Origin of the sequence: Serratia liquefaciens (genome assembly GCF_027594825.1) — a bacterium.
GTDB classification, from domain to species: domain Bacteria; phylum Pseudomonadota; class Gammaproteobacteria; order Enterobacterales; family Enterobacteriaceae; genus Serratia; species Serratia liquefaciens_A.
Window position 1 is genome coordinate 4,546,654 of sequence record NZ_CP088930.1, and the last position, 26,235, is coordinate 4,572,888.

The window sequence follows — 26,235 nt, forward strand, 5'->3', positions numbered from 1 at the left end:
ATTCTGCTTGCCAAAGATTGCCGCTTTGCTTGTTAACGAAACGGAAAATCGTCTCGTGGTGGGAACCGCTTACAGACACTGATTTTGGTCAGATTCGTTAAATACCTCACAAAAATCAGCCAGTTCCACAACCGAAAAGTACATATTTGTAACCAAGCGGTAATAAAATATATGCAATTTTTATTGAACGTTCAATCAAAAAAAAGTTTAATGGTGAGCATGAAGACCAAGTTCAGCAGGTGAAAAGGCCATGAAATTACACCGCTGAGACGAGGCCGAAGTCGGTTTTGTGAGAGTCGAATTATGCCAAAGGTAGGAATGCAGCCAATCAGAAGGCAGCAGTTGATAGATGCCACGCTGGCCGCGGTGAACGAAGTGGGAATGCATGACGCCACCATCGCGCAGATAGCGCGGCGGGCCGGGGTTTCCAACGGCATCATCAGCCATTATTTCAAGGACAAGAACGGCCTGCTGGAAGCCACTATGCGCTATTTGATTAGCCATCTGGGCGAGGCGGTGAAGCTGCGGCTGCAGGCGTTGAGCGACCAGAGCCCGGCATCACGGCTGCAGGCGATCGTCGCCGGTAACTTCGACGACAGCCAGATCAACAGCGCGGCGATGAAAACCTGGCTGGCGTTTTGGGCCAGCAGCTTGCACCAGCCGCAGCTTAATCGGCTGCAACAGGTGAACGGCCGTCGGCTGTATTCCAACCTGTGTGCCGAATTTAGCCGCCAATTGCCCAAGGCGCAGGCGCGACTGGCAGCCAAAGGATTGGCGGCACTGATTGACGGCCTGTGGCTGCGCAGTGCGTTGCGCGGCGCGGCGTTCAACCAGGCGCAGGCGATCGCGCTCACGACCGAATACATTACGTTTCAACTCCGGGGGCAAACGCCACCCTGAGGACAACCCAAGGAGAACCTATGTCCCGTTTTGGCTTACAGAAGCTCTATATTAATGGTGCCTATGTAGACAGTACCGATGGAAAAACTTTCAACGCGGTGAACCCGGCGAACGGCGAAGTGCTTGCCGAGATCCAGTCCGCCAGCGCTGAAGACGTCAACCGTGCGGTGGCCAGTGCAGCCAGCGGACAGAAAGTGTGGGCGGCGATGACGGCGATGGAACGTTCTCGTATTCTGCGCCGTGCGGTGGATATTCTGCGCGAACGCAACGACGAACTGGCCGCGCTGGAAACCCTGGATACCGGCAAGGCCATGTCGGAAACCACGGCGGTGGATATCGTTACCGGTGCCGACGTACTGGAATATTATGCGGGTCTGATCCCGGCGATCGAAGGCCAGCAGATCCCGCTGCGTGACAGCGCCTTTGTTTATACCCGTCGTGAGCCCCTGGGCGTGGTGGCCGGTATTGGCGCCTGGAACTACCCGATCCAGATTGCCCTGTGGAAATCCGCACCGGCGCTGGCGGCAGGCAACGCGATGATCTTCAAACCCAGTGAAGTCACCTCCCTGACGGCGCTGAAGCTGGCGGAAATTTACACCGAAGCCGGTTTGCCGGACGGCGTGTTCAACGTGGTCACCGGCAGCGGCGCAGAAGTCGGCCAGTACCTGACCGATCACCCGGGCATTGCCAAGGTATCCTTCACCGGCGGTGTGAAAACCGGCAAGAAAGTGATGGCCAATGCCTCCGGTTCGACGCTGAAAGAAGTCACCATGGAACTCGGCGGCAAATCCCCGCTGATTATTTTTGACGACGCCTGCCTGGATCGCGCCGCCGATATCGCCATGATGGCCAACTTCTACAGCTCCGGCCAGGTGTGCACCAACGGGACCCGGGTATTTGTCCCCGCAGCGTTGCAGGCGGAGTTCGAAGCCAAAATCCTCGAGCGCGTTAAGCGCATTCGCCTGGGGGATCCTACCGATCCACAAACCAACTTTGGACCGCTGGTCAGTTTCGCGCATATGGAGTCGGTATTACGCTTCATCGAAAGCGGCAAGAAAAGCGGTGCTCGCCTTTTGTGCGGCGGCGAACGTGTGACTGAGGGTGAATACGCCAAAGGGGCCTATGTGGCGCCGACGGTATTTACCGACTGCGATGATGAGATGGAGATCGTGCGCGAAGAGATCTTTGGGCCGGTCATGAGCATTCTCACTTACCACAGCGAAGAAGAAGTGGTACGCCGTGCGAACGACACCACCTTCGGCCTGGCTGCCGGGTTGGTGACCAATGATCTGACCCGGGCACATCGGGTAATCCACCAGTTGGAGGCCGGCATTTGCTGGATCAACACCTGGGGTGAATCCGCGCCGGAAATGCCGGTCGGCGGGTATAAGCAGTCTGGCGTCGGCCGTGAAAATGGCCTCAGCACGCTGGAACATTACACCCAGATCAAATCGGTGCAAGTCGAGCTGGGCGAATATATTTCCATCTTTTAAATATCCCCGTCGTCTTTCAAGCTACAGCGTTGTTGGCTGCGAACGCGGACCCCAGTCACTTACTTGAGTAAGCTCCTGGGGTTCCACGCTCTTGCCGCCTAGCTGTAACTCGAAATCCATAGGGGATAATCCTTTTTTGCATCCAAAACTGCATTGATATATTCAGCATGCGGTATTCAAGCCATTCGCTTTATTCAGGCATCTCTATATTAAGGAGATAATGTATGGAATACGATTACATCATTATCGGTGCCGGCTCAGCCGGTAACGTTTTAGCTACCCGTTTAACCGAAGACGCTGACGTTAGCGTATTGCTGCTGGAAGCCGGCGGCCCGGATTATCGGATGGATTTTCGCACCCAGATGCCGGCCGCGCTGGCATTCCCGCTGCAAGGCCGCCGTTACAACTGGGCGTATGAAACCGATCCTGAACCGCATATGAACAACCGCCGCATGGAGTGCGGCCGGGGTAAGGGGCTGGGTGGCTCATCACTGATTAACGGCATGTGCTACATCCGCGGCAACGCGATGGACTTCGACAACTGGGCAAAAGCACCGGGGTTGGAAGACTGGAGCTACCTGGACTGCCTGCCGTATTTCCGCAAGGCGGAAACCCGCGATATCGGGCCGAACGATTTTCACGGCGGTGACGGCCCGGTCAGCGTAACCACGCCGAAAGCCGGCAATAATGAATTGTTCCACGCAATGGTGGAGGCCGGTGTGCAGGCGGGTTATCCGCGTACTGATGACCTGAACGGCTACCAGCAGGAAGGCTTTGGTCCGATGGATCGCACGGTCACGCCGAAAGGTCGCCGCGCCAGCACCGCGCGCGGGTATCTGGATCAGGCTCGTTCCCGTTCCAACCTGAAGATTGTGACTCACGCGTTGACCGACCGCATCCGTTTCGAAGGTAAGCGCGCGGTGGGCGTTGACTACTTGCAGGGCGAGAGTAACCAAATCACCAGCGCCCGTGCGCGTCGGGAAGTGTTGCTGTGTGCCGGGGCGATCGCCTCGCCGCAGATTTTGCAACGTTCCGGCGTTGGTCCGGCGTCGCTGCTGAACCGTCTGGACATCGATCTGGTGCATGATCTGCCGGGCGTGGGCGAAAACTTGCAGGATCATCTGGAAATGTACCTGCAATACGCCTGTAAAAAGCCGGTGTCTCTGTACCCGGCATTGCAATGGTTCAACCAGCCAAAGATCGGCGCAGAATGGCTGTTCAACGGCACCGGCGTGGGCGCCAGCAACCAGTTTGAAGCCGGTGGCTTTATCCGCAGCCGCGAAGAGTTCGCCTGGCCGAACATTCAGTACCATTTCTTGCCGGTGGCGATTAACTACAACGGCAGCAACGCGGTGAAAGAGCACGGTTTCCAGGCACACGTCGGCTCGATGCGCTCCCCGAGCCGTGGTCGGGTGCAGGTGAAATCGAAGGATCCGCGCCAACATCCGAGCATCTTGTTCAACTATATGGCGACCGAACAGGACTGGCAGGAGTTCCGCGACGCCATTCGCATTACGCGCGAAATCATGGCGCAGCCTGCGTTGGACGAGTATCGCGGTCGCGAGATAAGCCCGGGGCCAGAAGTGCAGACCGACGAACAGTTGGACGCTTTTGTGCGTGAGCATGCCGAAACCGCTTTCCATCCTTCCTGCTCATGCAAAATGGGCGAAGACGAAATGGCGGTGGTGGATGGGCAAGGGCGAGTGCACGGTATGGAAGGTCTGCGGGTGGTGGACGCGTCCATTATGCCGCTGATCATTACCGGTAACCTGAACGCCACCACCATCATGATCGCCGAAAAAATTGCCGATCGCATCCGCCAACGTAAGCCGTTGCCGCGCAGTAACGCCGACTATTACGTGGCAGGCGACGCCCCGGCGCGTAAATCATAACCCACATGCCCTCTCGCCGCTGAGGGGGAGGGCCGCTGTAGCAAGCAACCCCCCTCCAATGTCCTTCCCCGAGGCGAGGGGGCAATTCATTCCCGTTATCTTTCACCTCACAAGGTACAAACGTACCCCTTAAGCCGGCAGGGCGATCGCCTGATCGAAACTGTTTGGCGTCGCCATGCGCCACATGCGCGCATAAAAATCGCTTTCGATCTCTTTTTCCAACAGCGCGCCAGGCTCCAGATAGTAGTAGATGTCGGCGTAGACCTTGATTTCGGTGGAGGTGATGCGACGCAGCATATGGTGCGAAGTCAGCTGCTCCGGGCGACTGACCCCTGCCGCCGCCAGCATTTCCGCCAGCGCTTTCACCGTATTTTGGTGGAAGTGATAAACGCGTTCGGCCTTGTTTGGCACCACCAGGGCTTTCTGTCGCAGCGGATCCTGGGTGGCGACCCCGGTAGGGCAGTGATTGGTATGGCAGCTTTGCGACTGAATGCAGCCGACGGCGAACATAAAACCACGGGCTGAGTTCACCCAGTCGGCACCCAGCACCAGTACGCTGGCGATATCGAAGGCGCTGATGATTTTACCGCTGGCGCCAATCTTGATTTTGTCGCGCAGTCCGCAGCCGACCAGGGTGTTGTGGACGAACAACAGCCCTTCGCGCAGCGGCATACCCATATAGTTGGACAGTTCGAGCGGTGCTGCGCCGGTCCCGCCTTCTTTGCCGTCCACTACAATAAAGTCCGGCAATATCTGGGTTTGCAACATCGCTTTGGCGATGGCGACAAATTCCCACGGGTGGCCGATACAGAGTTTGAAGCCCACGGGTTTGCCACCGGACAGTTCGCGCAGCTGTTGGATGAAATGCATCATTTCTATTGGGGTGCTGAAGGCGCTGTGCGAGGCCGGAGAAATACAGTCGACCCCTTCAGGCACGCCGCGCGTCGCGGCGATTTCCGCATCCACTTTTTTTGCCGGCAAAATGCCGCCATGGCCGGGTTTGGCCCCCTGACTGAGTTTGATTTCAATCATTCTCACCTGCGGGTTTTTGGCCTGCTCAGCGAAGCGCTGCGGATCAAAATGGCCGTCGGCAGTGCGACAGCCGAAGTAACCGCTGCCCAATTCCCAGACCAGATCGCCACCGTTTTCACGGTGATAACGGCTGATGCTGCCTTCGCCAGTGTCGTGATAGAAATTGCCTTTTGCCGCCCCAAGATTGAGGGCGCGAATGGCGTTGGCCGACAGGGCACCGAAGCTCATGGCGGAAATATTGAAAATAGACGCGGAATACGGCTGGCTGCAGCCTGGACCGCCGATCGTCACGCGAAAGCTGGTGGGATCGGACACCTCGACCGGGCGCATGGAATGTCCGATGCATTCATAACCGGTTTGATAAACGTCCAACTGGGTACCGAAGGGCTTGTCGCCCATCTCATTTTTGGCTCGTCGATAAACCAGCGTGCGTTGAGTTCGTGAAAACGGGATCTGCGCGTTGTCTTCTTCCAGCAAATATTGGCGTATTTCCGGGCGGATAAATTCGAAGAAAAAGCGCAACCGACCGATGATCGGGTAGTTACGGCAAATCGCGTGGCGTTGCTGGGTCAGATCGTAAATCCCCAATGCGCTCAGACCACCAAAAACGATCGTCGGCAGCCAAAGCCAAGGGTGGTGCGGTAATAGCGTCAATGACGCCAGCGTCAGCAGAATGCTCAAGACAAGGCAGGTATAACGGCTGAATAACGATGACTTCATAACATCTCCTGATGTTTTTATTCGTCCAGACGACATGGCTCGCGGAAGGATCCGCCGGTCGGATCCTAACCAATAGACAGGAGTGTTATGTGGCTGTTGCTGCTTTGTCGCTTATTGTTACATTAATTTAACGTTATGCGAGTGACTCAGGCCGCCGGATGGCGGCCTGAGGGGGAAGGATTACTTGCTGGCGACGAAGATACTGCTCATGCTGCGTAGGCGCAGCTTTTTCATTGCACTGTATTTCTGAGAGAAAATCGTCTTGGGGTGAGTGCCACGCTTTTGGGCAATGTGCAGCAGGCTGTCACCGCGCAACAGGTTGAAGATAACGTCGCTTTCCGCTGGGCTAAGCTCGCGAGTTTTCTGCATTTTTATTCCGCCGGGCTCTTTGCTTTCCAGCAGGTTTTGTATTTTTTCCTGCAATGAATAAAGTGGAATGCGCGTAGACACCAATTCAACGGAGATGCCCAGGATCGACAATAGTTTCACCACGCGTTCGTCGTCATAAAACACCAACAGGCGCGTTTTGGAGTTGTATTGCTGATGCAAAGACACCAGGCTTTCAATGACGTTAACGCTTTGTTCCAGATTTTGTGAGGTGAAGATCAGGGCGATGTCGTGCTTAATTATTTTTTCCGCCTTGGCGCCACCGTGCATAAAATCTGAAAACAGTCTGATATCGTACTTGCCGTAATGTTTTTTCAGTAACACCGAAAGGCCGACATAGCTGTACTTACACTCACTAATAACAAGGACATTGTTTTTAGACATAATGGCAAACACCCATAATGAGTTAAAAGTATTCAGCTGTAAGAAGCGAGTTCAAATCCTTGATGTCGGATTCCTTCCACAGCTTTCCCTGCAGTGCGTAATATGGCATTTCATCCAGCCATTTTTTATGCTCGGGGGTTTCTACCCCTTCAATAATTACCTTGTAATGATTAAGGTAAAAAAAGCGCAATAAAGCGCGCATTAAACCTTCGCCGCCAGACTTCTTCATAAAGTCCCATAACAAAAAACGGTCGAGTTTAACGAAGCGGAACTGGCTGTTATACAACGCGGAGAAACCCGCATAGCCGGAACCAAAATCATCGAGCCAAAATGAATAGCTCTTCAGTGAGGGATCGCCATGAACACGATCTTTAACCAAGCGGGTTGAGTTCTCACTGATTTCAAAATGAATACAGCGAGTGGCACTGATTCTTTCTGCGAAATGGCTATTGGCCAACGACCGCAGTGAATGGTCGTCTACATTCAGCGTAGCTATAACCTGATTCTCATGAAACCAGTGATTATATTTCTCTATCAGACTGACCTGGTCTAACAGAATCTCAATTCGGGTCTCGCTATCTGCCGTGCGAAAGAACTGTTCAGGAGAAAAATGCGCATATTCACTATTAAAAGTGAATCGTGATAGACACTCAACGGCCAGCAATTGTCCGGATTTTGCGAACATTGGCTGGAAAACATAATTAATTCCGTTATTTTTCTCTCTAAAAGAACTGCGCATTCCTCAATCCCTTGATTGGTATGTAACTTACTGTTTTTTAACTAAAATTAAATCAGGATCAAGCTGTTTATGGGTAAATGTCTTATTTAGCGCGACCCGGTTGTGAAATGTCGCTTACAGACCATTTAACGCGCATTTAGTCGTGAAGTCCAAAGGGCTCTAAAAGTAACAAAATGTAAATATATGGAATAATATGCTGTTAATCAGGCCTTAAGGAAAAATGTCTGACTGCATGACTTTCCAAAACACAGATTATTCCTATTCGATTGAATCGTCAACATCGATCGATAGGTATTTGTTGATAGTTTATTCCTATCAAGAGGGGTGTTATGAATGTTTTAAACGATTTAACAATAAGAATGCGCTTAGTCTATATTTCGTCCGGCAATGGGTTCATCGAGGCAACACTCCTTTTAAGCAAGGAGTGCTATCGCTGAGTGTATGCTCAGTGCCGGGGAACTATATATTCGTCTGTCACTGAATCGATTATTTTATTGTTTTTCTATGGAGCTGGAAATGAAAAAAGTATTATTGCCTTTGGCTGCACTGGTATTGTCTGCTACTGCTTATAACGCTACTGCTGCAAGCGGCAACGTTAAATTCACCGGTGAAATCGTACAGTCCACCTGTAAAGTTGTTGATAAAGACCAGAATAAAGAAGTTTACCTGGGTAAATATCCTACTACCGCATTCCCAACTTCTGGTTCTACCAGCGGTGCTAAAGCTTTCGATATTAGCCTGGAGAAATGTGAAGCGGGTAACTACACCCTGCGTTTCGACGGTAACACCCCAGCTGGCCACCCAGAACTGTTGGCTGTAACTGGCGGCGCAAACGGCGTTGGCGTTGAAATCCTGGATAACAATGGCGCAACTCTGCCAATCTCTCAGGAAGTTGCTACTCCAGCGACCGTTTCTGTTGCTGCTGACGGCGACAACCCAGGTTCTGCGACTTTCAACCTGCGCGCTCGTTATAAATCTTACCAGGATCTGGTAACTGCGGGTCAGGCAAACTCTAACGCTACCTTCACCATCGAATACAAGTAATTTAATTCGCTGGCAGGATAGATAGAGCTATTGGCCACGGACGGCTAAATTCTGAGAGTTGAGATATTCCGATGAAAAAAGTGCTTTCTTGTATTTTATTCGCGTTTTCCGTAAATGCTTTTGCCGGAATTCAAGTTGATTCAACGCGCGTAATTTATAACAGCGGAAGTAAATCCGCATCGCTCTCAATCAGCAATGACAGCGACGACACCTATATGGTGCAGACCTGGTTGGATACTGGCGATTCAAGCCAGATGCCGAAGAATTTACCGATCGTGGTCACTCCACCTATTTTAAAACTGGCTGCCAAAAAAGACGCAATTCTGCGCTTTATTTATTCCGGCAGCGGGTTACCGCAGGACAGAGAAAGTCTGCTCTGGGTAAACGTACAGGAAATTCCGCCAACGCCTAAGCAAGACAACGTGCTGCAGGTGGCGATCCGTACCCGTATCAAACTGTTCTACCGCCCAGAAGCCTTGAAGGCCAACCTGCAACAGCAGGCAGAGGCACTGAAATGGCAGCGCCAGGGCAGCAATCTGGTGGTGACCAACAACGGTCCGTTGTTTGTGACGCTGGGCGTTCTGACGCTGAAAAGCGGTGGCAAGAGCTGGAAAGTGAATGCCGACATGGTGAAACCGCAAGATAGCCTGCGGATTGCTCTGCCACAGGGCGCGCAGTCGGCCAACAATATGTCGTTCACTTATATCAACGATTACGGCGGCCACACCGAGATTAAGAACGTTGCATTAAATTGATTTAAGCCCTTCAAGGAATGAACAAAAAATGGCACATAAAAGAATAACAACCCTCACGCCAAAACGTTTGGTCAGGCTGATTAATGGTGTAATTTATTTTTCTGCGGTGCCATTTTCATTCTCTCATATGGCCATGGCGGAGGAGCAGTTCAACACCTCCTTCATCCATGGCGATGACAACATTGCCCAGGTGGCAGCGTTGTCCAGCGGCGATGATATCCTGCCAGGTAAATATCCGTTCGATATTTACCTGAACGGACAGCGTATCGATCACCGTGACATCGAATTCAAAAAAGACGCCAAAGACACGCCGGTAACGCCTTGCCTGACTGCGCAGGATTACCAGGACTACGGTGTAAAACTGCCGGGCGATATGAAAACCGAAGGTGCCGCGCAGTGCTACGCTCTGTCACAGCAAATTTCGGGTGCCAAGCTAAGCTATGACGCAGCCATACAGCGTATGGATTTGGAAGTGCCGCAGATATTCCTGGAGCCGCGTCCACAGGGTGCTATCTCGCCGAAGGTTTACGATCGCGGGATTAACGCCGGTTTCGTTAACTATAACTTCAGCGGCAACCATAATAATTACCGTAATAACGCCAACGATAAAACATCCGACTACTACTTCCTGAGCCTGAACAACGGCATCAATGTCGGTAATTGGCGCCTGCGTAACAACTCGACGCTGAATCAGCAGTCGGGTGCCGGCACGCACTGGAATACCGTTTCAAGCTGGGCGGAAACCGACATTGTTTCCCTGCGCAGCCGTCTGGTGATTGGCCAGACCAACACCAATAACAATGTATTCGACAGCATTCAGTTCCGCGGTGTGCAGATTTCCAGCGCCAACGATATGCTGCCAGAAAGCCAGCGCGGTTACGCGCCGGTGGTCCGTGGCGTGGCGTCGACCAACGCCCGCGTTGAGATCCGCCAAAACGGCTACACCATTTACAGCACCAACGTGCCGCCGGGTCCGTTTGCGCTGACCGACATCTTCCCGAGCACCCTGAGCGGTAACCTCAACGTCACGGTCATTGAGGCCAACGGTTCAAGAACCTCTTTCGTGGTGCCGTTCTCTTCCGTGCCGAACATGCTGCGCGAAGGGATCTGGGACTACCAGATGACCGCCGGTAAATACCATGACGGCACCACCAAATACCAGCCAAAGTTTGTGCAAGGCACCTTGTCCCACGGCATGGCGTATGACATCACGCCTTATGGTGGGGTACTGGTCGCGGAAAATTACCGTTCGGCGGTAGTGGGCATGGGCAAAAACATGGGTGTCTGGGGGGCAGTTTCCTTCGATATGTCCTATTCCGACACCAACTTGGTCAACGGTGACGACAAACAGGGGGAGAGCTTCCGCTTCCTGTACTCCAAATCGCTCAACGACTGGGGCACCGAATTCCAGATCGCCGGTTACCGTTACTCGACCTCTGGTTACTATGATTTCTCTGATGCGGTTGCGGAACGCGATCGCTATGAAAACGGCGTCTACCGTAACGATTACTACGACGAGAATGACCGCAATCTGGGCGTGCCGGATTGGGCGGAATCACGTCGCCGTACCTATTACACCAGCCGTTTCAACAACAAACGCCAGCGTGTAGAGTTGTCGATCAACCAGCGTATTGCCGGTAACTCAACGCTGTACACCAATATCAGCAACCAGTCATATTGGGGCGGCTCCGGTCAGGATCGTACGGTTCAAACCGGCTTTAACAGCAGCTACAAAAATATCAGCTACGGCGTGTTCTATCAGGACAGCCGCAGCAACTACGGTTATAAAGATCGCAGCATCAACATGAGCGTCTCTATTCCGTTCAGCTTCTTCAGCCGCGATTCGTCTGATATGACGGCCAGCTTCAACGCCGGTCACAGCAAGCAGAGCGGTAATACATACAGCGCCGGCCTGAGCGGCACCGCGCTAGACGATAACCGCCTGAACTATGCGGTGCAAAGTGGCCACGATCGTTACTCCGGCCAAACCAGCTCGGCTAACGTCGGCTACCAGGGCAGCATGGGTACCGTCAATGCCGGTTACAGCTACAGCAAAGACTATCAGCAGTCTACCCTGGGCGTGTCGGGCGGTATCGTGGCGCACTCCGGCGGCGTAACGTTGACCCAGCCGCTGCAAAATACCTTTGTGCTGGTAGAGGCCAAAGATGCCAAGGGCGTCCGTCTGGAAAACCAGCCGGGTGTGGCTATCGACCGCTTCGGTTACGCGGTGATGACTTCGGCCTCACCTTATCGTCACAACCGTGTGGCATTGCGCACCGAAGATATCGGCAATGGCCTGGATATCCCGATGGCGGCCCGCGACGTGGTACCGACATATGGCGCCATTACCCGCGTGAAATTTGAAACGCATACCGGCCAAAGCCTGCTGGTACACAGTAAACTGTTGGACGGCAGCGTACCGCCAATCGGCGCCAACGTGTTTAGCGCCGACGGCAAGAACAACGGTACCGTGGGTACCAATGGGGATATTTATATCTCCGGCGCATCCGCAGGGGATCGCCTGTTGGTTAAATGGGGCAGCGATGCCGGCGACAGCTGTTCACTGGTGGTGCCGGAACTGAAATCGGCGACCGAACAGCTGATGGGCTATCAGGAACTTTCGCTGACCTGCGGAAAACCGTAAAAGGAATGAATATGTCTTCTTTGTTGTTAAAACATAAAAACCTCGGGCTGGCGGCAGGGCTGCTGGTCACGCTGGGGACGTTCTCGCAGAGCAGCTTTGCGCTGTCTTGTAAGCAGAATGGCAGCGTCAGTCAGATTATTACGCTGGATAAGCCGATTAAAGTGTCAACCGCTAATACGGCGGCGGGGGCCCTGCTGTGGCGCTCGCAAACCTTCACATCGACTTTCCAATGTATCGATGACCGTGATTATCCCAAGGGCGAAAATGCCTATCTTTATTGGGATCCGAAGAAGGACATGCGCAATATCGACAAGTCTATCGAGGTCGGCGTCAACTACAACAGCGTGGATTATAAGCTGACCAATGGCGCAAGACAGGATGTTGGTCCGGGTACACAATGTCGTCCAAATGGTCGCGGTGGTTGTGCCAAACCAGCCCAATCCTTGAGTGTGACGGTGACCTACTCGCTTTATATCAAGGCGACAGGGGCTGCACCGCCTGCAGGTGGGAAGATCACCAACAATGGCACTTATTCCGTATTTCAGGTTGATGGGGTCGGCGGTCTCAACAACGTGGTTGGCAGCAACTTCAATGCCTATATTAACGGGCTGGGAAATATTCAGTTTATTTCCTGCAATCCGAAAATCACCGTAGTGGCTAACAATGGTTCAACAGTGAATTTTGGCACCATTCCGCGTCAGAATGCGGTAGCTGGCAAGATAGAAAAACAAGTACCGTTCTCGGTCAGCGCCAATATGTCTGATCCGGCTACCGGTCAGGATTGTAAGGGCGAGACACTGCAGGCCAGTTTCAGCTCCACTTATCCAGTGCAGGACGCTACGACGATCTTGCCAACCAGCGACAGTGGATTTGGTATCTTGATTTCGCAGGCGGCGACACCAAACACGCCAATCAAGATGAATTCCCCGGTTGATCTGGGCCTGGTCAATGGTAGCACCGTTGAAAAGAACTTCATGGCTAGCCTGAAATGGCTGAATACCAACCCGAAGGTGGGGCCATTCACCGCGTCGGCCAATATCGACGTCACCTTTAAGTAACATTTTGCCGTAAAAAAAGGGGTTCAGCGCAGGCTGAACCCCTTTTTTAATGCAGCTTCTCTCAGTGTTGACCCACCCAGTTGGTGCAAACCTTATCCAGGCATTTACCGGCATACCACAGATGCACGCCAGGGGACTCATGGCGATGCCCGTTCAGCGGCTCTATCGGCTGTGGATGCATCTCTGCAACGTCCCAGCGGGTAGTGCGACGGTAAACCGCCGGCGTTTTGCCGAACTGTTTCTTAAATGCGCGTGAAAAAGACGGTTGGGAATCAAAATGGAATTGCAGGGCGATGTCGAGAATAGGGCGAGGGGTCGAACGCAGCGCTTGCGCGGCTTGCGACAGTCGACGCTCGCGGATATAACTGCCTAAAGCATGCCCGGTAGTGCTGCGGAACATCCTTTGCAGGTGCCACTTGGAGTAGCCTGACTTCGCCGCTACGTTGTCTAACAGTAACGGCTGATCCAGATGGGTTTCAATCCAGTCCAGCAAATCGTGAATGATATTAACGCGATCCATTGTTTTAGTTCTCCTGCGGGTACGACATTCAGGTCACAGTAGGTAAGAGTAATTATCCAAGCTAGTTCTTTGATAATAGGCCGCGGAGACGGGTTACGCAAGTGTTAACCCGGGGGAAAAAGGTGGCTAAACGTGCTCTTTGGGTTGCAGGGATATAAAAAAGGCCGCACGTGGCGGCCTTGAGCAAAGAGGGAAAGATGGGGATCAGTTAGTTTCCGGCTTCACTTCGATATAGTCCAACTGCAACACGCTGCTGGTGTAGCCGCGGATCTTGTTGGTCATTTCAATATCGCCGTTCAGCTTGTGGCCGTAGGACGGAATGATCTCTTTCAGCTTGCTCTGCCATTCCGGCGTAGCCACTTTATCTTTGAACACGGTTTCCATCAGATGCAACATGATCGGTGCTGCCGTCGAGGCACCCGGCGATGCCCCCAGCAGGGCGGCAATGCTGCCGTCTTGGGAACTGACCACTTCGGTACCGAACTGCAGCAAGCCGCCTTTGTCAGCGTCTTTCTTGATGATCTGCACGCGTTGGCCTGCGGTCCACAGCTTCCAGTCCGCCTGTTTGGCATCAGGGAAATACTCTTTCAGCGCGGCGAAACGGTCATCGTCGTTCATCATCAACTGACCCACCAGGTATTTCACCAGGTCGAAGTTATCCAGACCGACATGGGTCATTGGCATCAGGTTCGAGGTGCTCAGGGAGTGCAGCAGGTCGAACAGTGAACCGTTTTTCAGGAACTTGCCGGAGAAGGTAGCGAACGGTCCGAACAGCAAGACACGCTTGCCGTCCAGCATGCGGGTATCCAGATGCGGAACCGACATCGGCGGTGAACCTACGCTGGCCAGGCCATAAACCTTGGCCAGGTGTTGGTCAGCGATTTCCGGGTTGGTGGTGACCAGGAACTGACCGCCGACCGGGAAGGCACCGTAGCCGTCGGCTTCGGGAATGCCGGTTTTCTGCAGCAGCGTCAGAGAAGCACCGCCCGCGCCGATAAACACGAATTTGGCATTCACGGTGGTTTCTTTACCGTCACGGTTCAGATCGGCCACGGTGACGCGCCAGGTGTTGTCGGCGTTGCGCTTGATATCACGGACTTCATGGCTCAGGTTCAGCTTGAAGTTCGGGTTTTTGGTCAGCGTGTCCACCAGTTGGTGGGTGATCACGCCAAAGTTAACGTCGGTACCCAGTGGCATGCGGGTCGCAGCAATTTTCTGCGCCGGATCGCGGCCGTTCATTACCAGCGGTGCCCACTGTTTAATCTGGTTAGGGTCTTCTGAGTACTCCATACCACGGAACAGGGTGCTGTGTTGCAGTGCGGCATAGCGTTTGCGCAGGAAGTTGACGTTGTCGTCACCCCAGACAAAGCTCATGTGCGGCACGCTGTTAATAAAGGATTTTGGATCTTTCAGGACGTTATTTTTCACCTGATAAGACCAGAATTGACGAGAGATTTCAAAAGACTCGTTAACCACCACGGCTTTGCTGATGTCGATGGTGCCGTCTTTTTTTTCTGGGGTATAGTTCATTTCAGCGAAGGCGGAGTGACCGGTACCGGCGTTATTCCAGCCGTTGGAGCTTTCTTCCGCAACGCCGTTCATGCGCTCATACATGTCGATGGACCAGTTTGGCTCCAGCTCATGCAGGTAGGTCCCCAGCGTGGCGCTCATGATGCCACCGCCGATCAGTACCACATCAACGGACTTATTCTCTTCCGCCGTCGCCTGTTGCGTAACGCCGAACAGGTTCAGACAGAAGATCAGGACGAGTAATTTTTTCATTTAATCAAATCTCTTGTGTGTATACCCGTCGCCTTTCAAGTTGCAGCGTTGTTACCTGCACTCGCTCACCCCAGTGACTTACTGAAGTAAGCGCCTGGGGATGAGCGAGCTGGCCGCCTAGCCGCAACTTGAAATTCATAGGGTATAAATTCTATTCATTGCAGGTGAAAGAATTTATCGGGAGTTACCCTGGAAATAAGTAAAACTAACCCGCCCGGCTAAGCCGAGTGACAGTGATAATGTCTTTTTGTTAATCGTTTTCTTAACGAAAAGTGGATTATTACAGGCTGTCTGGGGACAGGTTGTTCAACTCTGGTTACTGCGGGGATATTATTGTTTGCAATATTGTTAAAAACTACTTTTGTAACTAAAAAAAGCCCATTAAAGGCAGGAATCATTCATTTATTATTTTTATTTAAATATAACCGCTAAATTAATAAGGTCTAATTGTCGCTGATTTAAACGATATGCCATTATCACACAATATTTATGGAATAAAGGCAAATGCCGGCAGGTAACAAAATGAAAATGGCCGCCGGGTATTACCGGGCGACCATGGGCTGGGTGAGCCTTAGCGGCATTTTTGCGCTCAAGCCTGCCGCCACTCCTCCTTCAACAGTGCATAAATCAGTTCATCGCCCCATTGGCCGTTGAAACGATCGTTTTGTCGCAGGTGCGCCTCTTTGCGCATCCCCAGACGTTCGACGACCCCGATAGATCCCTGATTGGCTGCATCGAGCCTGGCAAAAATGCGGTGGCAGCCCACTTGGTTAAACCCCCGATCCAACACCGCTTGCACGGCTTCGGCAGCATAACCTTTACCGGCGTAGGCCGGGTTGAAGATATAACCGATCTCGGCCTGTAATGCTGCGCGGTTAGCCAGTTTCAGCAAGACTTCACCGATCAACTCTCCGCTGTCCTTCAGGGTGACGGCACAATAAAAAATATCGCCGTCCTGGCTGAAGCGCGAAGCTATCGCCTGAGTCAGCTGATCGGCCAGTTGCGTGCTGTCCGGGGTGGGGGCATAAAGATAACGATAGACTTCCGGCAAACGGTGGTAAGCCGAGTAGGCTTCGAGATCGTCGGGCGTGAAGCGGCGCAGTTGCAGACGTTCGGTGGCGAAGGGCAGGGTAATCAAATGCAAGAGCTCATCCTTATTGTCGGGTGGGATCACATTGGTTTTTTTACGGACAGGGCAGAACTTTTTTGCGAGGAATACAGGTCCCACAATATAGCAGCAACCTGGGGGTTTCAAACGGCGAAAGCCCTGGTCATCGCCGGGTGAGCAGGATGAACAGGGCTTATTTAATCAGCGTACGGGGGCGTTAGCTTACTTAATCGCCATGGCGTCACGCATGGTATAGAACAAATCTGTCTGATCGGTCAGCCCGACGACGTTGGCGGCATGCGGGCCGTAGGCGGCAACACGCAGCTGGGTGCCGGTGTGGCCCTGCGAATCCTCTTCCGAGTTGCCGTAGCTGATGGTCATCGGCGCGCCATCTTTGGTGGTCAGCATTTGCGTCAGGCCCGGCGCTTTGGCGTCGGCGGCGATAATCTGGCTGGAGTGAGCATGGTCAGCGGTGACAATCACCAGGGTGTTGCCATCGGCACGGGCGAACTCCAATGCTTTCTGTACGGCCTCATCCAGATCGACCGTTTCCCCGAACTGGCCGCACGGGTTGGCGGCATGATCCTGTTTGTCGATCGAGGCGCCTTCAACCTGCAGGAAGAAACCGTTTTTGTTGGTTTTCAGCAGGTCGATGGCTTTCTCGGTCATGACCGCCAGCGTCGGGATATCCGCCGTACGTGCCGGGTTGTTCTGACAGGTAACCGCCGGTTGATCGAGATTACCGTGATAGCTGGCCTTCGGCCCCTGCCAGCGTACCGGCATATTGCCGGCGGCAAACAGCCCCAGCAGCGGCTTTTGCTGATTGGCGACATTGACGGCGTTCAGGGCATCGAGGTTTTCCACCCACTGATAACCCAGCGCAACCGCCTGGTCTTTCAGCGATTTTCCCTGCCATTCGCCGCTTTTGGCCAACTGATTAAAGGATTTTGCTCCGCCGCCCAAGGTGACGTCGGCGCGGGCTTTGAGTAACTGCTCGCTGATGGAACCACGGCCGCCATTTTCCAGCGCGTTGGTGGCACACTTTTCACTGGTCTCTTCCGGGCCGTAACATTTACGCGAGGTGACGTGGGAAATTTGCGCCGCCGGAGTGGCGTCTTGCAGCTCTGCCGTGGAGACGTTGCCGGTGGCTTTACCCGCCGCTTTGGCGATTTCCAGCAGCGTCGGCTGGTCTTTGCCGTTAACGTCGACGCCCAGTGCACCGTTGTAGGTTTTTACGCCGCTGGACCAGGCGGTCGCCGAGGCGGCGGAGTCAGTCACGTAATCCGGCTTGTGGGTTTTCTTGTCCAGTGAGTAATGGGTGTATTGGCCGGTTAACGGCAGGGCATCGATGCCTTTAAAATAGCCGCCCGCGCCTTCGGCATAGTTGCGCGCCGAAGTGATTTCCGAATCGCCCATGCCGTCGCCAATCAGCAAAATCACATTCTTGACCGTTTTATCAGACAACGAAGCTTTCAATGCAGCGGTTTGATCGCCACTCAGGCGACGTGCTCCGCCGGGTTCAACGATATTGCCGCGAGCCGCACGCTCGGAAAGGCCAGCGGTATTGACCGGGGTTTCATCGGCGAAGGCGGTGGAACAGAGTAAGGCGGATAACACAGCTCCGGCGATCAGGGAAAGGGACTGCTGCATAGGGGGAAAGCTCCTTTTCGAAATACAAAATTATAATTGGCATCAATTTGTTACGAAGGAGGGTAGTGCAGAGGTATGACAGTTTTATGACGGTAAATGGGAAAAAAAGGATAGCCGGGCGGCTATCCCAGGCTATCCATTATTCGCTGCGGGCGGGAATATTCAGGCCGCGTTGTACTGCCGGACGGGCGAGACCGCGCTCCAGCCATTGTCCTACCCGCGGGAAGCTATCGAACTCGACCAACTCACGGGCTTCGTAAAAGCCGATCAGGTTACGTACCCAACCCAGAAGCGAGATATCGGCGATGGTGTAATCCTGGCCCATGATCCAGTCGCGGCCTTCAAGCCGACTCTCCAGTACGCCCAGCAGGCGTTTGGACTCATTCTTATAACGCTCAAGTGGGCGTTTATCTTCGTATTCACGTCCGGCAAAGCGGTGGAAGAAACCGAGCTGCCCGAACATCGGGCCAACGGCGGCCATCTGGAAAAACACCCACTGGATGGTTTCGTAACGCAGGGCGGGATCCTGCGGCAGGAACTTGCCGCTTTTCTCCGCCAGATAAAGCAGGATAGCGCCAGACTCAAACAAAGGCAGAGGTTTGCCGCCGGGGCCATCGGGATCGATGATGGACGGGATCTTGCCGTTGGGGTTCAGCGACAGAAACTCTGGCGTCCAGGTTTCGTTTTTGCCGATGTCGATCAGGTGAGCTTCATAAGGCAGGCCGATCTCCTCCAGCATGATGGAAACTTTTACGCCGTTCGGCGTGGGCAGCGAATAGAGCTGCAGCCGTTCCGGATGCTGCGCCGGCCACAGTTTGGTGATGGGAAATTGGGTTTGACTGAGCATGGAGAGTCCTCGGGTTGACGGTTTGCCTATTGAGTATTGCACCAAAACTACCCTGCCGCGGGTTAAACCCTGAGGTCAAAATGTGCTTTCAACGCTTTTTTCCCGCTGGCGGTGAGCTGCAGTTCACGGCTTTCCAACTGGCGCTTAATCCAGCCGCGGCTGATGAAAGTCGTCAGCAGCGCGGCGCCCAATGCGCCACCCAGGTGGGCCTTGCGCTCACTCCAGTCCAGACAGCCGCAGGCGAAGCGCCTTCGCGAAGACGCAGGGGAACAGTCGACGCCTAACCGAGTAAGTGCCGCCAGGCCTGCCTCGCTTAGCCGGTAGTCTTCCTCACCTTCTAACCAGGTTAGCTGATGCAGGCGTTCATGCAGTTTTACCGCCACCTCGCCGGCCAGATGGTCATAACAGGTGCGGGCGAATTGCAACGAAGTCGGGGTGGTGCTTTTCACCACGGGTTTCTCGATACCGGCCAGCGCCATCAGCGTTTCCAGAGCTGTGGCTACCGCCGGTCCCGCCAGACGGAAATAACGATAGCGCCCCTGCTTGACGCAGTCGATCAGTCGCTGTTCTTGCAGGCGCGCCAGATGGCCGCTGGCGGTAGAGGCCGCGACATCCACTGCGGCGCTGAGCTCGGTGGCGGTATAGGCGCGACCGTCCATCAACAGGCACAGCATGCGCGCTCGGGTACGGTCGGCAATGGCGCCGCTCAGTGCCGCGAGACGATCTTCAATATCGATGTTATTCATACTTCGAGATTAGGCGAAGTATGGCGGTGCGTCCACCGTTAGGATAGGTTCACAAAACACACGAATACCTGAATTTACCTCTGACAGGAGCGCCCTATGATTGCCGTTATTTTTGAGTTGCAGGCCGCTGACGGCCAGCGTGAGACCTACCTTGAATTGGCCGCCGATCTGAAGCCGTTGCTGGCAGAAATTGACGGGTTCATTTCTATTGAGCGCTTTCAAAGCCTGGCCGATCCGCAGCGGCTGCTGTCACTGTCCTTTTGGCGCGATGAGGCGGCGGTGCAGCAGTGGCGAAATATCGAGCAGCACCGAGCCGCACAGAAACGGGGGCGCCATGGCGTGTTGGCGCAGTATCGCCTGCGGGTAGCGGAGGTAGTGCGGGATTATGGTCTGGATCAGCGAGAACAGACCCCGCATGACAGCCGCGGCTACCATGCAGGTTAATGGCGCGGCCTTTATCCGCTATGACTATGTTTGGCGCAGAGTTGTTGACAATATTGGGTTATTTGCCTTATTGATAATGTATGAGCATAAACAAGGTTTCATTCGCGCAGATTATTATCACCATTCTCGGAGTGGTGGGCTAGCGCGTCTCTGTCATGCTAAAACCCGCCGGTAAGGCGGGTCATCTTTTCCCTCCTGCCGGTACTCACCTTCAGGAGAACGCTATGAATAATTCCTCCCACGCCGTTTTACATGTGATGTGCGGCAAGGCCGGTTCCGGCAAATCAACCCTGGCAAATCGACTGGCGCAGCAGCCCCATACGCTGCTGATCGTTGAAGATAGCTGGTTGGCGACGCTGTACCATCAACAAATGACCACGCTTCAGGACTATGTTCGCTATTCCGCCAACCTGAGGCAGGCGCTGAGCGAGCATTTGGTGCAACTGCTGCGCAATGGTCTGTCGGTGGTTATGGATTTTCCGATGAATACGCCGGATCGGCGCTTTTGGGCCAGACAACTGGCGGAGGAAGCTGGTGTGGCGCACTGTCTGCATTTTCTGGACGTCAGCAATGCGCAGTGCAAGAGCCGGATAAAACACAGAAATGAACAGGGTGAACATCCCTTTGTGCTCAGTGAAGAGACTTTCGATCTGCTCACGCAATACTTTGTGGCCCCCACCGAGGAAGAGTGTCTGACCCTTGTCAGATACGGTGAATAGATGGGGTGAAACGCTGAGACTGCCGAGAACAATATCCGTTGCCGGCGACGGTAAAGTCGCCGGCATCGTCAGGATCAGAAAGGCTTGGTTGGCAGGTATTTCCCGTCCAGGGTGATCACCGCGCGTTCACCACCGTCCGGATCCGGCACTTTTTTGATATCCAACTTGAAGTTAATCGCGCTGATAATGCCGTCGCCAAACTGTTCGTGCACCAGGGCTTTCAGCGTGGAGCCGTAAATCTGCACCATTTCATAAAAGCGATAAATGGTCGGATCGGTCGGTACGCCGCCTGGGATGCTGCCGCGCAGCGGAATGGTTTGCAGCAGACGGACAGCGTCTTCATCCAGATCCAATTTCTCGGCCACCACCAGTGCCGCCTGTTCTGGCAGCGGATGCTGGCCCAGCAGGGCGGCGGTGACGAAGGCCAGACTCAGGCCGGTACCCTGGTTAATGGCTTCGAAGGTCAGGTTTTTGCGGATCTTGGCGGCCATGATGGTGTCGGTCAAGGTTTCGCGAGGGGATGAGTGATGCAGTGATTGTGTCATGTTGTCTCCTTATTCAGATTAAAAACGGGATGCTGCAGGGGTTGCTGTAACCTCAGGATTGGTGGCTAACGGAATAAAACGGCGGGTTTCGCCATCCAGCGCGTCGATACAACCGCTGGCAATGTCATAGACCCAACCGTGCAACTTCAACCGGCCCTGTTCAAGCGCCAGCGCCACGGAAGGGTGGGTTTTGATATTGGTCAGTTGCGCAATGACGTTCTCGCGCACCATTGAACTGACGCGTTCACCTTCAGAGGCATGCGGATAGGCCTGATTGACCACTTTGGCGGCATCGGCATAGCGCAGCCAGTTCGCCACCGTCGGCATATGATCCAGGCACTGGCAGCTGGCGATGGCGGTCATAGCGCCGCAGTCGGAATGCCCGCAGATTACGATGTCTTCCACGCCGAGCGCGGCGACGGCATATTCCACCGAAGCGGACACGCCGCCCGGTTCCGGGCCGAACGAAGGCACGATATTACCGGCATTGCGGATCACGAACAGGTCGCCGGGCTCACGCTGGGTGATCAGTTCCGGCACCAGCCGGCTATCGGAACATGAGATAAACAGGGTGCGTGGGTTCTGGCGGGTGGCCAACTGCCGGAACAGTTCGGAACGTTCGACAAACGCCTCACGCTGGAACTTCAAAAAACCCTCGATAACCTCTTTCATGCTGTCTCCATCAGGATGCTGTTAAGCGATGGGGGCATGATGCGCCGCTCTGGCTATAGGGTCTAAGACCCATTTATAATGGTTACCATAGGAATTACTAATAGTAGAGGCGTTATGCTACTGCGACACATCCGCTATTTTCTTGCCGTTGCCGAACTGGGCAACTTCACCCGCGCCGCCGAAGCACTGCATGTCTCGCAGCCAACGCTGTCGCAGCAAATCAAACAGTTGGAGGAAACCCTCGGCACGCCGTTGTTTGATCGTTCCGGCCGTACGGTGCGGCTGACCGACGCCGGTATGGCCTGGATGCGCTATGCCCGGTTGGCGCTACAGGATCTGGAAGCTGGCACTCGGGCGATCCACGACGTCGCGACGCTGGAACGTGGCAATCTGCGGCTGGCGATGACGCCAACCTTTACCGCCTATCTGGTGGGGCCGGTTATCGATGCTTTTTATCGGCGCTACCCGGGCGTTTCAGTGAGTATTCATGAAATGACGCAGGACAGGATTGAGGCGCTTTTGGCGGAGGATCGCCTGGATTTGGGGATCGCATTCAGTCAGGCGCAGTCGGCGGATATTGAGGCTGAAGATCTGTTCAGCGAGTCGTTGAATATGATGGTCGGGGTTCGCCACCCGTTGGTTCAACGGCGCGAGCCTTTGACCGTTCAAGCGTTTGAACAGCAGCCGTTAGTGTTGCTGAGCGAGGATTTTGCTACCCGCCAGTTTATCGACGATTATTGCCGTCAGCAGGGTATTCGTCCCCGGGTGGCGATGCAGGCCAACGCGATTGGCGCCATCATTGAAATTGTGCGTCGTGGCCAATTGGCGACGGTATTACCTGCGGCGGTAGCACAGGTAAATCCACAGTTGCACCCGGTATTGCTTGCGGACGCCATGCCGGCGCGTCGGGCGGTGTTGCTGCAACGCAAAGGTGCCTACCATAGCGCCGCTTCGCAGGCGTTTGTTGAGGTTCTGCATCGCCAGAATTTTAACCAGGTACATTCTGGCGCGATATAAAACCGGCTGAATACCGTGGTAGTCTGACGCAGAGTGAGGGTCCAATCGTCGCTTTCATTGTTGTCTGAATAGGGAGGTTTTATGAAAAGGATCTTGAGCGCTATGACTTTGGTGTTTGTTTCTTTCTGTTCCCTCGACGGCTACGCCGCTGAACAACACCGTGAAGCGACAGAAAAGAATTTATCCAGGGTTACCCATTTTTCTTTGGGAATGAATGGGTTTGTTGGCATTGGCAGTGCCGGAGAAACCGATGTAATAGAAATCCTAACCTACCAGGATGCGGGGGCCGTTTTCTTGCGTATTGCCAAGAATCCGCAGGCAACCCCAGAAGCTAAACTTTATGCTGCCTGCGGCTTAAAAAAGCTCAATAATAAAACCGGTGAACCCAATTTCACCCCAGTGTGGGATAAACAGGTCTCGGTATTGAAAGGGGATATTTTGAGGAAAGAAAAGTTTAAAGATGTCTATTTCAGTATCTTAAAGCATGGGTGCTGGTGAGTGTCTTAACTGCCCCTTAACCCGCCGATGGGATTTACTATATCCGACATCGTGGTAGCGCGTATTGTCTGGCTCCCTCTGCCGCCGCACCTTTGCTCAAATTGTCACCGAAACTTCCCGCGATCTCTGTTGCCCGTTATGGCATAATGCGCGCCAAATCACATTCCCAATGATATGAAGAGCGAGCGCTGTGTTAAGCACTAACAACATCACTATGCAGTTTGGCAGTAAGCCGTTGTTTGAAAACATCTCCGTTAAGTTTGGCGGCGGTAACCGCTATGGTTTGATCGGGGCCAACGGCTGCGGCAAATCCACCTTTATGAAAATCCTGGGCGGCGATCTGGTGCCGAGCGGCGGCAACGTGTTCCTCGACCCCAATGAGCGTCTGGGTAAACTGCGTCAGGATCAGTTCGCTTTTGAGCAATACAGCGTGCTGGACACCGTTATCATGGGCCACCATGAACTGTGGGCAGTGAAGGAAGAGCGTGACCGTATTTACGCCATGGCCGAAATGAGCGAAGAAGACGGCTATAAAGTGGCCGATCTGGAAGTGGCCTACGGCGAGATGGACGGTTATACCGCCGAAGCACGTGCCGGCGAACTGCTGCTCGGTGTCGGCATCCCGGTTGAACAGCATTATGGCCCGATGAGCGAAATCGCACCGGGCTTCAAACTGCGCGTGTTGCTGGCGCAGGCGCTGTTCTCCGATCCGGAAATTCTGCTGCTCGACGAACCGACGAACAACCTGGACATCGACACCATCCGTTGGCTGGAGCAGGTGCTGAACGAACGTAACAGCACCATGGTAATCATTTCGCACGACCGTCACTTCCTGAATATGGTTTGTACTCACATGGCGGATCTGGACTACGGCGAACTGCGCGTGTATCCGGGCAACTACGACGAATATATGACGGCGGCCACTCAGGCGCGTGAACGTCTGGTGGCGGATAACGCCAAGAAGAAGGCGCAGATTAACGAACTGCAATCGTTCGTGAGCCGCTTCAGTGCCAACGCCTCCAAATCCAAGCAGGCAACCTCGCGTGCCCGCCAGATCGACAAGATCCAGCTGGAAGAAATTAAGGCTTCAAGCCGTCAGAACCCGTTCATCCGTTTCGAACAGGACAAAAAACTGTTCCGTAACGCGCTGGAAGTGGAAGCGCTGACCAAAGGTTTCGACAACGGTCCCCTGTTCAGCAAGCTCAACCTGATGGTTGAAGTGGGCGAGAAAGTGGCGGTGTTGGGCCCGAACGGTATCGGTAAATCTACCCTGCTGAAAACGCTGGTGGGCGATACGTTGCCGGACAGCGGTACCGTGAAATGGTCTGAAAATGCCAAGATCGGTTACTACGCTCAGGATCACGAATACGAATTCGATGACACCCTGACAGTGTTCGACTGGATGAGCCAGTGGAAGCAGGAAAAAGACGACGAGCAGGCGGTGCGCGGCATTCTGGGCCGTTTGCTGTTCAGCCAGGATGACATCAAGAAGAAAGTGAAGGTGTTGTCCGGGGGTGAGAAGGGCCGCATGCTGTTTGGCAAGCTGATGATGCAGCGTCCTAACATCCTGGTTATGGATGAACCGACCAACCACCTGGATATGGAATCCATCGAGTCGCTGAACATGGCGCTGGAAATGTATGAAGGCACGTTGATCTTCGTTTCTCACGACCGTGAGTTCGTCAGCTCGTTGGCGACCCGCGTACTGGAAATGACGCCGACCAAGGTGATCGACTTTACCGGCAACTACGAAGATTATCTGCGTAGTCAGGGTATCGTGTAACCCAGCAGCAGGGGCGCGGCGTGCTGCGCCCGAAGATATTACCGGTGACGGGCTTGTCATCAAACTAAGGCGGGAGTATTCCCGCCTTTTTTGTCCCTGCTATTCCCCGCCGCAAACTTCGCACTGCGGATCCTTCGGCAGCTTCATCTCGCGGAACTGCATCGTCATGGCATCAAACATCAGCAGTTTTCCGGTGAGCGGTTGGCCGTACTGCGTCAGCAGTTTGATCGCCTCCATTGCCTGCAGCGTGCCGATGGTGCCCACCAGCGGCGCCATGACTCCGGCCTCGACGCAGGTGAGGGCGTTGTCGCCGAATAACCGGCTCAGGCAGCGGTAGCAGGGTTCACCGGGCTGATAGGTGAAAACGCCGAGCTGCCCCTCCATGCGGATCGCCGCGCCGGACACCAAGGGTTTGCGCTGTACATGACAGAGGCAGTTCAGCAGATTGCGCGTCGCCACGTTGTCGGTGCAGTCCAGCACCAGATCGCAGGCGGCAATCTGCGCCGCCATCTGGTCGTCGTCCAGTTGCCCATCAACCGTTTCTATCTGAGTATGCGGGTTGATGGCACTGAGTTCGATACGGGCCGATTCAACTTTCGCCATACCGATGCGCGCGTCGCGATGCAGGATTTGGCGCTGCAGGTTAGAGAGCGAAACGGTGTCGAAATCAACCAGCGTCAGGTGGCCGACGCCCGCCGCGACCAGATAGGGAGCAGCGGCGCAGCCTAACCCGCCGAGGCCGACAATCAGCACCCGGGCGGCCTTCAGCTTTTCCTGGCCGTCGAAGTCAAAACCACGCAGGATAATCTGGCGGTTATAGCGCAGCGCTTCGGCATCGGTTAATTCCGGCAGCATG

At 54.1% G+C, this 26,235-nt stretch carries 24 protein-coding genes; 12 read left to right on the plus strand and 12 right to left on the minus strand.

Annotated features, from left to right (window positions below; translation table 11 throughout):
• Nucleotides 1–303 precede the first annotated feature (303 nt).
• From betI to betA, 3 genes are all read left to right on the plus strand, one after another.
• Entirely contained in the window at nucleotides 304–900 is a 597-nt protein-coding gene (betI, locus tag LQ945_RS21015) for a transcriptional regulator BetI (protein ID WP_044549259.1), read from the plus strand.
• Nucleotides 901–920: 20 nt separating this feature from the next.
• Nucleotides 921–2,393 carry a betaine-aldehyde dehydrogenase gene (betB, locus tag LQ945_RS21020; RefSeq protein WP_270101650.1) on the plus strand — a complete coding sequence of 491 codons (1,473 nt, stop codon included), beginning with the start codon at nucleotides 921–923 and terminating at the stop codon, nucleotides 2,391–2,393.
• A gap of 224 nt (nucleotides 2,394–2,617) precedes the next feature.
• Entirely contained in the window at nucleotides 2,618–4,285 is a 1,668-nt protein-coding gene (gene betA / locus LQ945_RS21025; protein WP_270101651.1) for a choline dehydrogenase, read from the plus strand.
• A 129-nt stretch (nucleotides 4,286–4,414) separates the two neighbouring features.
• On the opposite strand, the gene LQ945_RS21030 is transcribed toward betA, so the two are convergent.
• The 3 genes from LQ945_RS21030 to LQ945_RS21040 all read right to left on the minus strand — a co-directional run bounded on the left by LQ945_RS21030 (nucleotide 4,415) and on the right by LQ945_RS21040 (nucleotide 7,547).
• Nucleotides 4,415–6,037, minus strand: coding sequence for an FMN-binding glutamate synthase family protein (locus LQ945_RS21030; RefSeq protein ID WP_270101652.1), 1,623 nt, complete (start codon nucleotides 6,035–6,037; stop codon nucleotides 4,415–4,417).
• A gap of 180 nt (nucleotides 6,038–6,217) precedes the next feature.
• Nucleotides 6,218–6,808, minus strand: coding sequence for a LuxR family transcriptional regulator (locus LQ945_RS21035; RefSeq protein ID WP_020825955.1), 591 nt, complete (start codon nucleotides 6,806–6,808; stop codon nucleotides 6,218–6,220).
• Between the two features lie 22 nt (nucleotides 6,809–6,830).
• Entirely contained in the window at nucleotides 6,831–7,547 is a 717-nt protein-coding gene (locus tag LQ945_RS21040; protein WP_044549263.1) for an EAL domain-containing protein, read from the minus strand.
• Between the two features lie 516 nt (nucleotides 7,548–8,063).
• Here LQ945_RS21040 and LQ945_RS21045 point away from each other — a divergent pair.
• The 4 genes from LQ945_RS21045 to LQ945_RS21060 all read left to right on the plus strand — a co-directional run bounded on the left by LQ945_RS21045 (nucleotide 8,064) and on the right by LQ945_RS21060 (nucleotide 13,048).
• A complete protein-coding gene (locus LQ945_RS21045) occupies nucleotides 8,064–8,591 on the plus strand; it encodes a fimbrial protein (RefSeq protein ID WP_012005952.1) in 528 nt (175 codons plus the stop codon).
• A 71-nt stretch (nucleotides 8,592–8,662) separates the two neighbouring features.
• Nucleotides 8,663–9,346 (plus strand): molecular chaperone, encoded by a 684-nt coding sequence (locus tag LQ945_RS21050; RefSeq protein ID WP_044549264.1) that lies wholly within the window; start codon nucleotides 8,663–8,665, stop codon nucleotides 9,344–9,346.
• 28 nt (nucleotides 9,347–9,374) lie between these two features.
• A complete protein-coding gene (locus LQ945_RS21055) occupies nucleotides 9,375–11,990 on the plus strand; it encodes a fimbria/pilus outer membrane usher protein (RefSeq protein WP_044549265.1) in 2,616 nt (871 codons plus the stop codon).
• A gap of 11 nt (nucleotides 11,991–12,001) precedes the next feature.
• Nucleotides 12,002–13,048 (plus strand): fimbrial protein, encoded by a 1,047-nt coding sequence (locus LQ945_RS21060; protein ID WP_044549266.1) that lies wholly within the window; start codon nucleotides 12,002–12,004, stop codon nucleotides 13,046–13,048.
• A 61-nt stretch (nucleotides 13,049–13,109) separates the two neighbouring features.
• Here the strand turns inward: LQ945_RS21060 and LQ945_RS21065 are convergent, their stop codons facing one another.
• The 6 genes from LQ945_RS21065 to LQ945_RS21090 all read right to left on the minus strand — a co-directional run bounded on the left by LQ945_RS21065 (nucleotide 13,110) and on the right by LQ945_RS21090 (nucleotide 19,701).
• Nucleotides 13,110–13,568, minus strand: coding sequence for a helix-turn-helix domain-containing protein (locus LQ945_RS21065; RefSeq protein ID WP_269934034.1), 459 nt, complete (start codon nucleotides 13,566–13,568; stop codon nucleotides 13,110–13,112).
• Between the two features lie 204 nt (nucleotides 13,569–13,772).
• Complete coding sequence (mqo, locus tag LQ945_RS21070) at nucleotides 13,773–15,350, minus strand: malate dehydrogenase (quinone) (protein WP_044549268.1); 1,578 nt, start codon at nucleotides 15,348–15,350, stop codon at nucleotides 13,773–13,775.
• A 589-nt stretch (nucleotides 15,351–15,939) separates the two neighbouring features.
• On the minus strand, nucleotides 15,940–16,494 hold the full coding sequence (locus LQ945_RS21075) for a GNAT family N-acetyltransferase (RefSeq protein ID WP_270101653.1): 555 nt from the start codon (nucleotides 16,492–16,494) through the stop codon (nucleotides 15,940–15,942).
• A gap of 186 nt (nucleotides 16,495–16,680) precedes the next feature.
• The gene (gene phoA, locus LQ945_RS21080) at nucleotides 16,681–18,108 is read right to left on the minus strand and encodes an alkaline phosphatase (protein ID WP_270101654.1); all 1,428 of its coding nucleotides are present in this window, start codon (nucleotides 18,106–18,108) and stop codon (nucleotides 16,681–16,683) included.
• Nucleotides 18,109–18,247: 139 nt separating this feature from the next.
• Nucleotides 18,248–18,955, minus strand: coding sequence for a glutathione S-transferase N-terminal domain-containing protein (locus LQ945_RS21085; RefSeq protein ID WP_044549272.1), 708 nt, complete (start codon nucleotides 18,953–18,955; stop codon nucleotides 18,248–18,250).
• Nucleotides 18,956–19,017: 62 nt separating this feature from the next.
• Nucleotides 19,018–19,701 carry an ArsR/SmtB family transcription factor gene (locus tag LQ945_RS21090; RefSeq protein WP_270101655.1) on the minus strand — a complete coding sequence of 228 codons (684 nt, stop codon included), beginning with the start codon at nucleotides 19,699–19,701 and terminating at the stop codon, nucleotides 19,018–19,020.
• A 96-nt stretch (nucleotides 19,702–19,797) separates the two neighbouring features.
• Here LQ945_RS21090 and LQ945_RS21095 point away from each other — a divergent pair, with 96 nt between their 5' ends.
• A complete protein-coding gene (locus tag LQ945_RS21095; protein ID WP_182821092.1) occupies nucleotides 19,798–20,145 on the plus strand; it encodes an antibiotic biosynthesis monooxygenase family protein in 348 nt (115 codons plus the stop codon).
• 224 nt (nucleotides 20,146–20,369) lie between these two features.
• Nucleotides 20,370–20,864, plus strand: a complete 495-nt coding sequence (locus tag LQ945_RS21100; RefSeq protein WP_270101656.1) for an AAA family ATPase — start codon at nucleotides 20,370–20,372, stop codon at nucleotides 20,862–20,864.
• A gap of 74 nt (nucleotides 20,865–20,938) precedes the next feature.
• On the opposite strand, the gene cynS is transcribed toward LQ945_RS21100, so the two are convergent.
• Together cynS and LQ945_RS21110 are read right to left on the minus strand one after the other, a co-directional pair.
• Entirely contained in the window at nucleotides 20,939–21,409 is a 471-nt protein-coding gene (cynS, locus tag LQ945_RS21105) for a cyanase (protein WP_044549279.1), read from the minus strand.
• An 18-nt stretch (nucleotides 21,410–21,427) separates the two neighbouring features.
• The gene (locus LQ945_RS21110; protein ID WP_182821087.1) at nucleotides 21,428–22,081 is read right to left on the minus strand and encodes a carbonic anhydrase; all 654 of its coding nucleotides are present in this window, start codon (nucleotides 22,079–22,081) and stop codon (nucleotides 21,428–21,430) included.
• A 114-nt stretch (nucleotides 22,082–22,195) separates the two neighbouring features.
• On the opposite strand from LQ945_RS21110, the gene cynR reads away from it, so the two are divergent.
• From cynR to LQ945_RS21125, 3 genes are all read left to right on the plus strand, one after another.
• Complete coding sequence (gene cynR / locus LQ945_RS21115; RefSeq protein WP_270101657.1) at nucleotides 22,196–23,098, plus strand: transcriptional regulator CynR; 903 nt, start codon at nucleotides 22,196–22,198, stop codon at nucleotides 23,096–23,098.
• Nucleotides 23,099–23,179: 81 nt separating this feature from the next.
• Nucleotides 23,180–23,596, plus strand: coding sequence for an MchS3 family protein (gene mchS3, locus LQ945_RS21120; protein ID WP_270101658.1), 417 nt, complete (start codon nucleotides 23,180–23,182; stop codon nucleotides 23,594–23,596).
• Between the two features lie 190 nt (nucleotides 23,597–23,786).
• Nucleotides 23,787–25,379, plus strand: a complete 1,593-nt coding sequence (locus LQ945_RS21125) for an ABC-F family ATPase (protein WP_269934031.1) — start codon at nucleotides 23,787–23,789, stop codon at nucleotides 25,377–25,379.
• Nucleotides 25,380–25,478: 99 nt separating this feature from the next.
• Here the strand turns inward: LQ945_RS21125 and moeB are convergent, their stop codons facing one another.
• Nucleotides 25,479–26,234: a molybdopterin-synthase adenylyltransferase MoeB gene (gene moeB, locus LQ945_RS21130; protein WP_270101659.1), complete on the minus strand. Its 756-nt coding sequence runs from the start codon at nucleotides 26,232–26,234 to the stop codon at nucleotides 25,479–25,481.
• Between the last annotated feature and the right edge of the window lies 1 nt (nucleotide 26,235).